The 13850-nt window shown below is 39.1% G+C and carries 11 protein-coding genes; 3 read left to right on the forward strand and 8 right to left on the reverse strand.

Annotated elements, in window-relative coordinates; genetic code table 11:
• Window positions 1-317: 317 nt before the first annotated feature.
• The 6 genes from larB to trmD all read right to left on the reverse strand — a co-directional run bounded on the left by larB (window position 318) and on the right by trmD (window position 5233).
• A complete protein-coding gene (gene larB / locus H6F45_RS20585; RefSeq protein WP_096566856.1) occupies window positions 318-1112 on the reverse strand; it encodes a nickel pincer cofactor biosynthesis protein LarB in 795 nt (264 codons plus the stop codon).
• Between the two features lie 162 nt (window positions 1113-1274).
• Window positions 1275-3062, reverse strand: a complete 1788-nt coding sequence (locus H6F45_RS20590; RefSeq protein ID WP_190348254.1) for an ABC transporter substrate-binding protein — start codon at window positions 3060-3062, stop codon at window positions 1275-1277.
• 41 nt (window positions 3063-3103) lie between these two features.
• Entirely contained in the window at window positions 3104-3301 is a 198-nt protein-coding gene (locus H6F45_RS20595) for a hypothetical protein (RefSeq protein ID WP_137669075.1), read from the reverse strand.
• 67 nt (window positions 3302-3368) lie between these two features.
• Window positions 3369-3578, reverse strand: a complete 210-nt coding sequence (locus H6F45_RS20600) for a hypothetical protein (protein WP_137669076.1) — start codon at window positions 3576-3578, stop codon at window positions 3369-3371.
• Between the two features lie 19 nt (window positions 3579-3597).
• Window positions 3598-4080: a 2-C-methyl-D-erythritol 2,4-cyclodiphosphate synthase gene (ispF, locus tag H6F45_RS20605; protein ID WP_096566848.1), complete on the reverse strand. Its 483-nt coding sequence runs from the start codon at window positions 4078-4080 to the stop codon at window positions 3598-3600.
• A gap of 442 nt (window positions 4081-4522) precedes the next feature.
• On the reverse strand, window positions 4523-5233 hold the full coding sequence (gene trmD, locus H6F45_RS20610; RefSeq protein WP_137668551.1) for a tRNA (guanosine(37)-N1)-methyltransferase TrmD: 711 nt from the start codon (window positions 5231-5233) through the stop codon (window positions 4523-4525).
• Between the two features lie 729 nt (window positions 5234-5962).
• Between trmD and H6F45_RS20615 the strand changes: the two genes are divergently transcribed.
• The 3 genes from H6F45_RS20615 to H6F45_RS20625 all read left to right on the forward strand — a co-directional run bounded on the left by H6F45_RS20615 (window position 5963) and on the right by H6F45_RS20625 (window position 10495).
• A complete protein-coding gene (locus H6F45_RS20615; RefSeq protein WP_137668552.1) occupies window positions 5963-6826 on the forward strand; it encodes a cyanophycinase in 864 nt (287 codons plus the stop codon).
• A gap of 170 nt (window positions 6827-6996) precedes the next feature.
• Window positions 6997-9699, forward strand: a complete 2703-nt coding sequence (cphA, locus tag H6F45_RS20620) for a cyanophycin synthetase (RefSeq protein WP_096566844.1) — start codon at window positions 6997-6999, stop codon at window positions 9697-9699.
• Window positions 9700-10258: 559 nt separating this feature from the next.
• The gene (locus tag H6F45_RS20625; protein WP_190348255.1) at window positions 10259-10495 is read left to right on the forward strand and encodes a hypothetical protein; all 237 of its coding nucleotides are present in this window, start codon (window positions 10259-10261) and stop codon (window positions 10493-10495) included.
• A gap of 425 nt (window positions 10496-10920) precedes the next feature.
• Here H6F45_RS20625 and H6F45_RS20630 read toward each other — a convergent pair whose 3' ends face one another.
• Window positions 10921-12006, reverse strand: coding sequence for an RNA-binding domain-containing protein (locus H6F45_RS20630; RefSeq protein WP_096566838.1), 1086 nt, complete (start codon window positions 12004-12006; stop codon window positions 10921-10923).
• Window positions 12007-12104: 98 nt separating this feature from the next.
• Window positions 12105-13850: tetratricopeptide repeat protein (locus H6F45_RS20635; RefSeq protein ID WP_190348256.1), on the reverse strand; the 1746-nt coding region annotated here is incomplete at its 5' end.

The following is a 13850-nucleotide window of genomic DNA, read 5'->3' on the forward strand; positions in this document are numbered from 1 at the left end:
ATTCAACCGTAACTTGTTAAACTCTTAAACATATAGCCGATAACCATCCCAATTAACATTGCCCAAACTTGACCTGTTTTAACAAAGTTATTCCAAGCATTTTGCATCTATCCTAAAACATCTGGGTCTTGTATCTTAGTAGCTACAAAGTAGCTACAAGGTTAATATCAATGTGTATATTTCCCAAAAGGGAAAACAGTGTATCATGAAAATGCAAATATTCCATAATCTCTTTACCAAACGGGTGATCAGCTTATTGAATTAGCAGTAATTGATCCAATCAGCAGTTACCGAAATTATACGCAGTTTTCACTGTATTAACCTAACTCTTGATCCGATGCCAAGCGTAATTTCTCGGAAGTTCGCAAAATTTGTCCTGCTAACACCGCTGCACCAAAGCCATTATCAATATTAACCACACCAATACCTGCTGCACAAGAATTAAGCATTGTTAACAAAGGAGCTAAACCGCCAAAACTTGCACCATAACCGATGCTAGTAGGAACAGCAATCACTGGACAATCTGCTAAACCTGCAACCACACTTGGTAAAGCGCCTTCCATACCTGCCACAACAATTAATACAGATGCAGAATTAAGCAAATGACGATTATTTAATAAACGGTGAATACCTGCCACCCCCACATCCCAAAGACGCTGCACACGGAAACCATACAATTGGGCAGTCATAGCAGCTTCTTCAGCGACGGGTAAATCAGCAGTACCAGCAGAAACTATACCTATTTCTCCGGGAAAACGCGGTTGAATTTCATGGGGAATAATCGCACAAATCCTTGCTAATTCAAAGTATTGTAAACCTCTGACTTTTTTTTGCAGGATAGAATATACATCTGGTTGAATACGAGTGGCCATGACTACGGAAGTACGATGACGCATCACTTCCATAATTTGAGCAATTTGCTCAGGAGTTTTACCAGGACCCCAAATAACTTCGGGGAAACCGGTTCTTAAATGACGATGATGATCGATTTTGGCAAACTCACCCACAGATTCATAAGCTAAATCTTTGAGAGATTCAAAAGCTGTATCTGGGGAAATTGTACCATTAGCAACAGATTCTAATAGAGATTTTAAATTTTCAGGTTGACTCACAGCAGTTTTTTGGGGAATGGGGAATAGGGAATAGGGAATGGGGAATGGGGAATAGGGAATAGGGAATAGGGAATAGGGAATAGGGAATAGGGAATAGGGAATGGGATAATAGATAATTATTTATCACCAATCACCAATCACCCATCACCCATCACCCATCACCTACTTTGTAATTTTAATTTCATGAATGTTCCAGAAAGCACCACCCAAAGCAGAATATTTAATTCCTGCAAACTTATTTCTTACCGCTCCTAGAGAATAGGGATTTACCAAATAAATAAAGGGTAAATTCTCCTGTGTTATTTTTTGACTTTCAGCATAAATTTCTTTCACCTTCGCTTCATCAAATTCTTGAGCGCCTTGAATATAAAGTTGATGTATTTTTGCTTCCCAAGGTGCAACTTCCCAACCTTGAATTGGTTTTTGTCCTGGTTGGGGTTTTTGATTAAACATATGTAAAGCACCTTCAGGAGACCAAACACTTGCACCTTCATTGGGTTCTAAACCACCTGTTAAACCTAACAACGATGCTTCCCAATCTAAAGTATTAGAAAGTTTATCTAAAAAAGTATTCCATGCTAAAGGTGTGAAATCAACTTGGATACCTATTTTACTCAAATCTTGTTTAATTTGTGAACCCATTGCTTCACGGATTTTATTACCTGCATTGGTAAGTAAAGCAAATCTCACCCGGTTTCCTTGTGCATCTTCTAATTGATTTTGTGCATTGTATTTAAAACCAGCTTTGAGTAGTAATTCCTTAGCTTTTTCAGGATTGTAATTATAAACTTTTAATCCTTGTTCTGGAGTGAGATAATAAGGACTTTGGACAGAAATCGGTGAATTTTGCATTTGTCCCAAACCACGAAAAGTATTGTTAATCATGGTTTTTCGATCAATTGCGTAAGCTATAGCTTGACGAAATTCCACACTATTAAACCAACGTGATTTAATCGGATTAACAAGGGGTTTACCATTTCTTTTACCTTTATTCAAATTGAAAGAAATGAAACTTGTACTTGATGAAAGACCTCCATTATAAATTTGGAAATTACCTTGTTTTTCTTGTGCTTTGAGCAAAGAAAAATAATCAGGTGTCACTCCTACAAAGTCTAACCCACCAGAACGAAATTGCAGTAAAGATGTATCTGTAGATTCAACAATTTGCCAAATAATACGCTCAATATAAGGTTGGGGTTGACCTTGTGCATCTTTACGCCAATAATAGGGATTACGACGGAAAATTATCCGTTGACTGGTATCGTAACGTTCTAGTTTATAAGGTCCATTAACAATAATTTGCTCAGGTGGAGTATCTACACCCCACATTGTTAGAAATTTCGGTTTACCATCTTGATCTTTTGTTTTTACCGATTCTCTTAATACATGAGCAGGTAAAATAGCAGCACCAGCACTTTGTAAGAATGGTCTAAAAGGTTCGGGTACACTAAATTCTACTCTTTTCTTATCAACTTTTCTCACGGTTGGTAATTTGCGATCTTTTCCAATTCTCAAAATATCTCTCACATTAGTGGGGATGTCTTTATTCAGATAAATATCGTTATAGGTAAAGACGACATCATCAACGGTTAATGGTTTACCATCTGACCATTTTAAATTATCCTTTAAAGTGAAGGTAATTTTGAGTTTATCTTCGGAAACTTCCCAGGATTCAGCTAAATTTGGTTCTAGTTCACCCGTAATAGGATTTTGGCTAATTAGTCCCTCATAAGTATAACCGAAAATATTAGGTGATTCGGAACTGAGGGCATAGTTAAAGGTTTTGGGATCGCTGAGAATGCTAGTTACTAATTGTGGTACTTGCTGACTTGCATTACTTTTGAAGTTGCTGGGGTTACAACCTGTGATTGATAATGCTGTAAATGACAGGATGGTGATGAGTAATAAAAGGCGTGTTGTGTGATTGAGAATGTTTTTATTGAATTTCATAATTTTTTTCACAAAATATAACCACAAAATCTAAATACTATTTAGGTTGATGAACGGGAATTATTAAACGAGTCGAGAAAATGCTGTGTCATTGTCAAATATCTGATTCCTGCTGGTTCTAAAGCATTTTTTACTTCTGATGTACCAAAGTCTTTACTATTATTACTAATAAATTCTTTATTTTCTTGAGGATATAATTGATCATGATCTAGGATAGATTGTAATATTAAATTATCCATAATGTCATTTTTAATTAGTAATGTTTCTGGCTGTATCAATATTGATTGACAAATATTCTTAAGGTTATTAAAATTTACATTGATGATTTTTCAGAATTTCTTGCGTTGTGATATCTACTAATAATGCAATTTGCTGATTTTGATCTAAGACAATAATATCTGGAGAAGGTAGTTGAAATAAACTTTCTATTTTTTCTGGTGAATCAACTTGATTATTCCAAATATTAGAAATTAGTCTGATTTTAACTAATTCTTCAGGTTTATCTAAACTAAACATTTTCTCATCCTCCTATTAACTAATCACCAGCCACTAACAAAACTACAGCATAGGCACAAATACCTTCTTCTCTGCCAGTGGGACCCAATTTTTCATTAGTAGTAGCTTTGACACCAACTTGATTTGGTTCTAGTTGTAAAACTGCTGCTAATTTATCTCGCATTGTAGCAATATGGGGTTTTAATTTGGGACGTTCTGCAACAACAACAGAATCAATATTGCCAATTTTCCAACCTTGCTCAATAATTAACTGATTTACCTGTTTTAATAACACAAGACTATCAGCGCCTTTCCATTGGGGATCACTGGGGGGGAAATAATGGCCAATATCTCCTAAAGATAAAGCGCCTAACATAGCGTCCATAATGGCGTGAGTGAGAACATCAGCATCACTGTGTCCTAACAAACCGAGTTCATGGGGAATGTGAACACCACCCAAAATTAAAGGGCGATCGCTCACCAATCTGTGAATATCGTAGCCGTTACCAATTCTGATGTTCATAAAAAATAGAAGTTCAGGAGTTCAGGAGTCAGGAGTCAGGAGTCAGAAGATCAAGGAGTCAGGAGTCAGGAGTCAGGAGTCAGGAGTCAGGAGTCAGGAGTCAGGAGTCAGGAGTCAGGAGTCAGGAGTCAGGAGTCAGGAGTCAGAAGATCAAGGAGTCAGGAGTCAGAAGGTAAATATTTCTCCCCAGTCACCAGTCACCAGTCCCCAGTCACCAGTCCCCAGTCACCAGTCCCCAGTCCCCAGTCCCCAGTCACCAGTCCCCAGTCCCCAGTCACCAGTCCCCAGTCACCAGTCCCCAGTCACCAGTCCCCAGTCACCAGTCACCAGTCACCAGTCCCCAGTCACCAGTCACCAGTCACCAGTCACCAGTCACCAGTCACCAGTCACCAGTCCCCAGTCCCCAGTCCCCAGTCACCAGTCCCCAGTCCCCAGTCCCCAGTCACCAATCACCAGTCCCCTGTTCCCTCTCTTGTTGCCATTTTTGCAGCAAATCGGGACGACGGGAAGCGGTGCGTTGAATTTGTTGTTGAAAACGCCATTTGGCAATTTCCCTATGATTACCACTGAGTAGCACATTTGGGACTTTCCAACCGCGAAAATTGGCAGGACGGGTATACTGGGGAAAATCTAATAAACCTTCCTCAAAACTTTCAGCCTTGAGAGATTCTACCTTACCCACCGTCCCTGGTAGTAAGCGTACAACGCCATTTAATAACGCCATCGCCGGAATTTCGCCACCGGTGAGGATAAAATCACCCAAAGACACTTCACGAGTGACTAAATTTAGCACTCTTTCATCTACCCCTTCATAATGTCCACAAATCACCACCAATTGGTCATAATTTGTTGCTAATTCTCGCAGCAGGGGCTGATTTATTGTTTCACCTTGGGGACTCATCAAAATTACCTCTCGACGCGGTAAAATCGGCAAAGATTCCACAGATGCAAAAATCGGTTCAGGCTTCATCAGCATCCCCACACCACCGCCGTAGGGTTCATCATCTACCTTACGATGTTTATCTGTGGTAAAATCCCTGGGATTAACCAGATGTACTTCAGCAATCTGCTTGGCTAGGGCTTTGCCTAAAAGACCAGATCCCAGAACTGAACTAAAACTATCAGGAAAAAGTGTAACTATATCAAAACGCACAATAATTCGTATTTAATGACACTAAGATGAGATTGGGACATTTAACGTAAATTACCAATGAGGCACAAGGCACAAGACAGAAGGCACAAGACAGAAGGCAGAAGGCACAAGGCACAAGGCAGAACGTAAATATTTCTCCCCATATTCCCATCTTTCTATCTTCCCCTCTTTATCCCATTAAGAGTTCCTGTGAAGTCAGGAGGAGGTAATACTAGAGATAAACCGTAGCTATAGTATCTAAAAGTACCAGAATTCTTATCTTTTTAGTGGGAGCAAAAGTTTTTCTAATTACTTAATTTATGTTTAAATATTGTCACAACTAAATTTAAATTAATAATCCCACCAAAGTTAACAACTTCCAGGATGTATCGAGCCAGCTTCAGAAAAAAGAGTGTCAAGACCTGCTTTCGCCCCCAAAACTAAAGGGTAAACCCAGCCTGAAAGCACTATTTATTCTACCACTCTGGAATCAGCAGAAAGGTGAAAAACAAGGCGCTGGTGATGAGGAACAGTAACGGACATGACAGAACTTAAACTTCATCTGCGTTTAAGGAAAAGTTGGAGAGTCAAATTTAGCAACTCTGAAACTGATCAAAAGTGTCCTCTTAAAAAAGCAAAGGGCGAAAAGAAACAGGCGACTAAACCTGATTAAATTCACAAGCCATTCGCCACAAGCCTGGGAAACCTTTAAAGGCGATGGTTCCTGAAGTTGTTGACCACAGAAACACAATGCAGCAATTAAAAGCTAAATCGCTGGAAATGAGGACACCCCAAGCAACTAAAACCGCCGTTCTAGTTATCGGAGGCGCAGAAGACAAAGTTCACGGACGCGAAATCTTGCGGACTTTTGTTGCTCGTGCTGGTGCTAGTAAGGCATATATTACAATTGTTCCATCTGCCTCCCGCGAACCAGCCATCATTGGTGGTCGGTATATTCGCATTTTTGAAGAAATGGGTGCGGAAAAGGTTGAGATTTTAGACATTCGTGAACGCGAACAATGCGAAAACTCTCAAATTCAGGCATCCTTAGAAGCCTGTACTGGGGTCTTTTTAACAGGGGGAGATCAATTGCGCCTCTGTGGAGTTCTGTCAGATACACCGGCAATGGATATTATCCGCCAGCGGGTGCGAGCAGGACAACTGACTTTAGCAGGAACGAGTGCGGGGGCAGCAGTCATGGGACATCACATGATTGCAGGTGGAGGTAGTGGGGAAACGCCCAATCGTTCCCTGGTTGATATGGCCACAGGTTTAGGATTTATTCCTGAAGTTATCGTCGATCAACACTTTCACAACCGCAATCGGATGGGAAGATTGATTAGTGCGATCGCTGCCCATCCAGATCGTCTTGGTATTGGCATTGATGAAGATACTTGTGCTGTGTTTGAACGTGATGGTTGGTTGCAAGTATTAGGTAAAGGTAGCGTCACAATTGTTGACCCTACAGAACTTACCCATACTAACGAACACCATGTCAGTGCCAACGAACCATTGACTGTACATAATTTACGTCTACATATCCTCAGTTACGGAGATCGCTTTCATCTTTACCAACGTACTGTTTTACCCGCTGTGCATCGGATCTCCAGCTGACGGGATAGAGTATCTGAGGTTACACTGGTTGACCGCGCATTTATTTGTTGTTGCCAAAAAAATAGACAAATACTATCTAAAAAGAAAAAACTGTTTATAGTGAACAGTTTAGCGGTCAATTTCAGTAAGAAACTAGAATTTTGGTTCCGAATCTCCATCTACCTATTCCCATGAGAATCCTCAAGATCCAGACCTTACGCGGCCCAAACTATTGGAGCATTCGACGCCATAAACTAATCGTCATGCGCCTTGATTTGGAAAACCTTGCCGAAACACCCTCAAATCAAATCCCAGGCTTTTATGAAGGATTAGTTGAAGCCCTACCAAGTCTGGAGGGTCACTATTGTTCACCGGGCTGTCGTGGTGGTTTTCTGATGCGTGTACGAGAAGGCACCATGATGGGTCATATCGTAGAACACGTAGCTTTAGAACTCCAGGAACTAGCTGGAATGCACGTAGGTTTCGGCCGTACCCGTGAGACTGCCACTCCTGGAGTTTACCAGGTAGTGATTGAGTACCTAAATGAAGAAGCGGGACGTTATGCGGGACGTGCAGCAGTGCGGCTTTGTCAAAGCATTGTTGATCGGGGTCGTTATCCTAAAGCCGAGTTAGAGCAGGATATTCAAGACCTTAAAGACTTTTGGCGTGATGCTTCCCTTGGTCCTTCTACAGAAGCAATAGTCAAAGAAGCAGAAAAAAGAGGTATTCCTTGGATGCCTCTAGCCGCCAGGTTTCTGATTCAACTCGGCTATGGTGTGAATCAAAAACGGATGCAGGCCACAATGACCGATAAAACAGGCATTCTCGGTGTAGAATTAGCTTGTGATAAAGAAGCCACCAAACGCATCCTCGCTACCAATGGTGTACCAGTACCCAGAGGTACGGTGATTAACTTCTTGGATGATTTGGAAGAAGCCATTGAATATGTTGGCGGTTATCCTATAGTCATCAAACCTCTAGATGGCAATCATGGACGTGGTATCACCATTGATATCAGGAATTGGGATGAAGCTGAAGCAGGCTATGACGCGGCTAGACAGGTTTCCCGTTCTATTATTGTGGAACGGTATTATGTTGGGCGTGACCATCGGGTGTTAGTGGTAGATGGTAAAGTTGTAGCTGTAGCGGAACGAGTTCCCGCCCATGTAGTTGGTGATGGTAAATCCACTATTGCTGAATTGGTTGATGAAACCAACAAAGACCCGAATCGCGGTGAAGGTCATGATAATGTCCTGACTAAAATTGAGTTAGATCGTACCAGCTACCAGCTATTAGAAAGACAAGGTTACACCGTTAATAGTGTGCCTCCCAAGGGGCAAATTTGTTATCTGCGGGCAACGGCTAACCTGAGTACAGGTGGTATTGCTGTGGATCGTACCGACGAAATTCACCCGGAAAATGTCTGGTTAGCACAACGGGTAGTGAAAATTATCGGTTTGGATATTGCAGGTTTGGATGTCGTCACTACGGATATTAGCCGTCCGCTGAGAGAGATGGATGGTGTGATCGTGGAAGTTAACGCCGCCCCTGGTTTTCGGATGCACGTTGCTCCCAGTGTGGGTACTCCCCGCAATGTTGCCGGCGCAGTCATGGATATGCTGTTCCCCAACGAAAAACCGAGCCGTCTTCCTATCCTCAGTGTCACTGGTACTAATGGTAAAACTACTACAACTCGTCTGTTAGCACACATTTATAAGCAAACAGGTAAAGTTGTCGGTTATACCACAACAGATGGTACTTATATCGGTGATTTCTTGGTGGAAGCTGGAGATAACACTGGTCCTCAAAGCGCCCATGTGATCCTGCAAGATCCAACTGTGGAGGTGGCTGTATTAGAATCGGCACGGGGTGGTATTCTCCGTTCTGGGTTAGGTTTTGATGCGGCTAATGTGGGTGTGGTGTTAAATGTAGCTGCTGACCATTTAGGTATCGGTGATATTGATACCATTGAACAGTTAGCAAACCTGAAAAGTGTAGTTGCTGAAGCGGTGTTTCCTGATGGTTATGCAGTTCTCAATGCTGATGATCATCGTGTAGCAGCGATGGCAGAAAAAACAAAAGCCAATATTGCTTACTTCACCATGAATCCTGACTCGGAACTGGTGCGAAAGCACATCCAGAAGGGAGGAGTAGCGGCAGTATATGAAAATGGTTATCTGTCAATTGTTAAAGGCGATTGGACACATCGGATAGAAAGAGCAGAAAATATACCCTTAACAATGGGCGGAAAAGCGCCGTTTATGATTGCCAATGCTTTAGCAGCAAGTTTGGCAGCTTTTGTACAGAATGTGAGTATTGAACAAATTCGTTCTGGTTTGAGGACTTTCCGCGCTTCAGTGAGTCAAACACCAGGACGGATGAATTTGTTTAATTTGGGTAAATACCATGCTTTGGTAGATTATGCCCACAACCCTGCTAGTTATGAAGCTGTGGGATCTTTTGTTCGTAACTGGACAAGTGGACAGCGCATAGGTATAGTCGGGGGACCGGGCGATCGCCGGGATGAAGATTTTGTCATTCTGGGTAAATTAGCAGCTGATATTTTTGACTACATCATTGTTAAAGAAGATGATGACACTAGAGGTAGACCACGGGGATCAGCCGCAGATTTGATTATTCAAGGCATTAATCAGGCTAAACCTAATTGCCGTTATGAATCAATTCTGGATGAAACCCAAGCCATTAATAAAGGTTTGGATATGGCTCCTGATGGTAGTCTGGTGGTGATTTTACCGGAAAGTGTGAGTCGTGCTATTCGGTTGATTAAGGTGCGGGGTGTACAGGAAGAAATTCAGCCACAAAGCGCAAATACTACGATTAATGATTCCCAAAATGGGGTAGCACCTTCTTCCGTGGTTAATACCCTACTCTAATTTCCGGTAGGGATAATTTATGAATTGTCCCTACTGTTGATTTTTTTGTGTTATTAGTTCGTTGGGTTGTCGGTTTTTTTGTCTGAATCAGGATGTCTGGTTACTGAGCGACTTGTACTGAGCGGTTAGTGAGCGGAGTCGAACTACGGTTAGTGAGCGGAGTCGAACTACGGTTAGTGAGCGGAGTCGAACTACGGTTAGTGAGCGGAGTCGAACTACGGTTAGTGAGCGGAGTCGAACTACGGTTAGTGAGCGGAGTCGAACTACGGTTAGTGAGCGGAGTCGAACTATGTCGAAGTAAGTCGAAGTACAGGATTTCAGGATTTACAGGATGGGAAAGCATATAAATTATGCTATTGATCGTAATGAATAGCAATCAGCATTACAAGAAGTTGAACGGCTTTTATTTAATAAAAATAGAACCACAGAAGAAGATGCTTTATATGATTTATTAGTAATCAGGACTTACGCAAAATATCACGAAAGTAGGGGTAATTCATGAATTACCCCTACAGAAAAATCAGGTTTTGAGCCATGTATTGCGTAAGTCCTAGTAATATTGGTAGAAAAATATGAAACTGAAAATCATCCTTTAGAACCTGCAAAACCTCTACAAGTTTTACAACATTTGATGGAAGAAAGGGGAATGGATGAAGCAGATTTATTAAATATTTTAGGTCTTAAAGAAGGTGATCAGGAAGTCAATGCTATTCTTCAAGGTGATTGTAATATCAATGCAGAACAAGCTGAAGTTTTAGGTAAATATTTTCATGTTCCGTCTAAGTTATTTGTTTGATTACTGATAATTGGCGTTTATTTTCCATACGTTCACGCAGATAAAGATGAATTAATTTTACATAGGGTTTGCTGAATAAACCTAAAACCTTGATATATCAAAGGTTAGAGGCTGATAAACACAGAAATTAGTGCAAGGGTTTTGAAGGGTATACCGGAAAAAGTGTGCATTTTTGGGGATTTCAAGAGATGGCAAAGAAATTTTCAAATCTCCTCCTGACTCCTGACTCCTGACTCCTGACTCCTATGCCCTCACGGAAAGACTTTCTCAGCAACCCCTACATAAGAAATGCCAGTTTCTTGAGCTATTTCTTCAAAGTATTCAATTACATCCTGTTCTAAATCAATTGTGACCTGTTTTTTCAACTGTTTAGAATAGGGATTTTTAATAGATTGAGAAAAATCATAATTTTCTCTTATATTATATCAACTCTTGATATTGTTTTTGTTCTGATTTAAACAAAATTCTACTGTTTCTGAAATATCAAGAGACTTTGAGGTATTACCCGCACGAATATAGAGTTCTGATTTTTTATCTTTACCTTGCATCACAGCTATTATATCTGATTTTCTGACATCAATTGCACATACTGTTTTACTTTGTATTGTCTCAAATCTAACTGTAACTAATGACATAAAGCCAGGACCAATGCGATCGCAAATCAGATTTACAATTGTTTGTTCAAATTGATCTAGAGAACCTTTGGAAAGTGTAGCCAAATCTTGCTCTAATCCAAAAATATTACCATCATCTTCAACTCCAATAATTAGCGTTCCACCTTCAGAATTGAGAAAAGCAGCAATAGTTTTAAGGACACTAAATTTTAAATCCTCATTTTTACGATTTTGTCTAACATCCCATTGCAAAGTGCTTTTATATTCTAGTTTCGGACTTTCTGGTAATTTTATCAGTTGAGAAATTGGTTGTAAATCACCTATTTTTCTAATAGTAGTTAAAAACCGTCTTAATTTTCGTTCCTCAAGTAATTTGTTGAGGGTATCTTCATTATCTGCTGTTTCAATCACAGTTTTATTAATGACTGCAATATATTTACCCCAATAGTCTTTTTCTAAAAGTTCCAGATTTTCAGTTATCCATTGTTCATTGTGAACATTACCCCACCGATTAAAATATGTAATAGCTTCTTGGATAGAATCGTGGAGAGCATCAAAAACATTACCCCGCATGGTTTTAGAAATATAGTCCCATGCTTGCAATTTAAAAGCATTTCGACAATCTATCACATTATCATTAGCAGTGAGGATAATCACCACTGATGAAAGATTACGTGCTTTTACCTCTTCCAAAATCACAAATCCACTGTTATCTTGCTCCATTCGCATATCAGCAATTATGACATCAAAAGGATCACATAACTTTTCTGTTGCTTCAACTACACTAGAAGCAGTCTGAATCTGACGATAACCATAATCATTTAACCACTCTATAAGTTGAGTGAGGTAGCCAGAATTATCTTCCACCAATAGCAAATGAATATTTTTAGTCTGCATAATTCTATAATTTTCAGAGATTTAAAAATGACACAAAGCAAATTATACTATATTCCTAGTATAACCTGATAGTGTGACTTATATCAAATTTAACACAATTAAGTATTTTCGCTTTTTGTATAAGGAATATAGATTTTAAATCTAGCTCCTTTCCATCCAGTTTCTTGGATGTGTCCGTTCATCTGTGTTAATGTTTTGCGGATAATGAATAATCCTAAACCACTACCATGACCTTCACTAGCGGTAGTTTTTAAAGGTTGAAATATCCAATCTTTTTTATCTGGGGGAACTCCTTGACCATTATCATTAAACTCAATTAATAGATATTTTTGCTCACCCGGAATATTAGCACCACGGATTCCCGGAGGATTGATAATATCCTCTGTAGATATAGAGATGTTTAAATCTAGTTTTTTAGCATTGTGTTTGAGGGAATTTTCTACTAATTCATTTAAAATACTTTTGATCTTTTCTTCATCACCATTAAACTCTGAATCACCATTTTTAATATCCAGAGTAATAGAAGCATTATCAATATGAGGGTTAGCTTCCCATTTTTCAAATAGTTTTTTGATTTTAAAATGATGATTTTTAATTTTAATCCCTTCATTAATGGCTTTGAGATCATTAAGAGCAATTTGAGTAAATTCTAGTTGTGTTAATAGTTTCTCAAATTGCTTATAGTGAGGGTCATCAACAGCAAGTTTTCTCATTGCACGTCTAGTTTTAGACTCAATAATTGCTAACTGATTATTAACAAAATCAGAAATATCGTGAGCAGTTTTGGAAATAATTGCTATAATTTGCTCGTATTCATCATTAGCAATAGTGGAAATTTGGGATTTTTCTAATGCTCGACGACGGTTAACTTCTTCAAATACATCCTCAATATCATTAATAATACCTGTAAGTAAGGGATCTTCTGTTTGAGAAAAACGCAAAATCCGGTAAGCAATGCCTTTGAGAATACTGATTTCATTAGCAATTTTATGATAAATTGCTCGATTTAGTATTTCGGTGTCATTCACACCACTTTGATAATCAGATTTGACCATTTTAAAATATTCTTCTTCACTTAAATTTAGTGTCAACATTTCCATTGCTTGAGAATAGCGTGGTGATTCCTCAGCAATTTGTTGTAACATCTTCACAGCAGTTTCATTATAAGGATTATGAGCGAGAATACTTCTAGCACTGGATAGTATTGACTTCTCTTTATCATCTGAGTTAGCAAGTGCTAAGTTAAAATACTTATTTCCTTGTTCGTAAGATTGAAGACAATAATAAAGTCTTCCTAAAGTAATATGAATAACATTTATATGATATTGGGGGAGACTATCAAAATCTATCGCTTGCAGTTGAGATATGGCATCTGTGTATTTACCCAAATGTTCTAGACATCTAGCGTATATAAAAGATATGTAATTATTAGATTTTATTTGTAAAAATCTCTCAAAAATATCACAAGCCTTTTCATAATTTCCCGACTCAGCTAAGGCTTTACCATAGCTAGTTAATGCTATTATATTATCAGGATTAATTTTTAAAGACCTCTCAAAAATATCACAAGCTTTTTCATAATTTCCCGACTCAGCTAAGGCTTTACCATAGCTAGTTAATGCTATTATATTATCAGGATTAATTTTTAAAGACCTCTCAAAAATATCACAAGCCTTTTCATAATTTCCCGACTCAGCTAAGGCTTTACCATAGCTATTTAATGCTATTATATCATCAGGATTAATTTTTAAAGACCTCTCAAAAATATCACAAGCTTTTTCATAATTTCCCGACTCAGCTAAGGCTTTACCATAGCTATTTAATGCTATTATATCATCAGGATT

It is taken from the genome of Sphaerospermopsis sp. FACHB-1194 (assembly GCF_014696235.1).
GTDB lineage: Bacteria > Cyanobacteriota > Cyanobacteriia > Cyanobacteriales > Nostocaceae > Sphaerospermopsis > Sphaerospermopsis kisseleviana.

Coding starts and splice junctions, on each gene's coding strand:
- H6F45_RS20600 (WP_137669076.1), bottom strand. CDS start 3,578: ATGTTTAGTTTAGATAAACCTGAAGAATTAGTTAAAATCAGACTAATT.
- cphA (WP_096566844.1), top strand. CDS start 6,997: ATGAGAATCCTCAAGATCCAGACCTTACGCGGCCCAAACTATTGGAGC.
- H6F45_RS20595 (WP_137669075.1), bottom strand. CDS start 3,301: ATGGATAATTTAATATTACAATCTATCCTAGATCATGATCAATTATAT.
- H6F45_RS20590 (WP_190348254.1), bottom strand. CDS start 3,062: ATGAAATTCAATAAAAACATTCTCAATCACACAACACGCCTTTTATTA.
- H6F45_RS20615 (WP_137668552.1), top strand. CDS start 5,963: ATGCAGCAATTAAAAGCTAAATCGCTGGAAATGAGGACACCCCAAGCA.
- ispF (WP_096566848.1), bottom strand. CDS start 4,080: ATGAACATCAGAATTGGTAACGGCTACGATATTCACAGATTGGTGAGC.
- H6F45_RS20630 (WP_096566838.1), bottom strand. CDS start 12,006: ATGCAGACTAAAAATATTCATTTGCTATTGGTGGAAGATAATTCTGGC.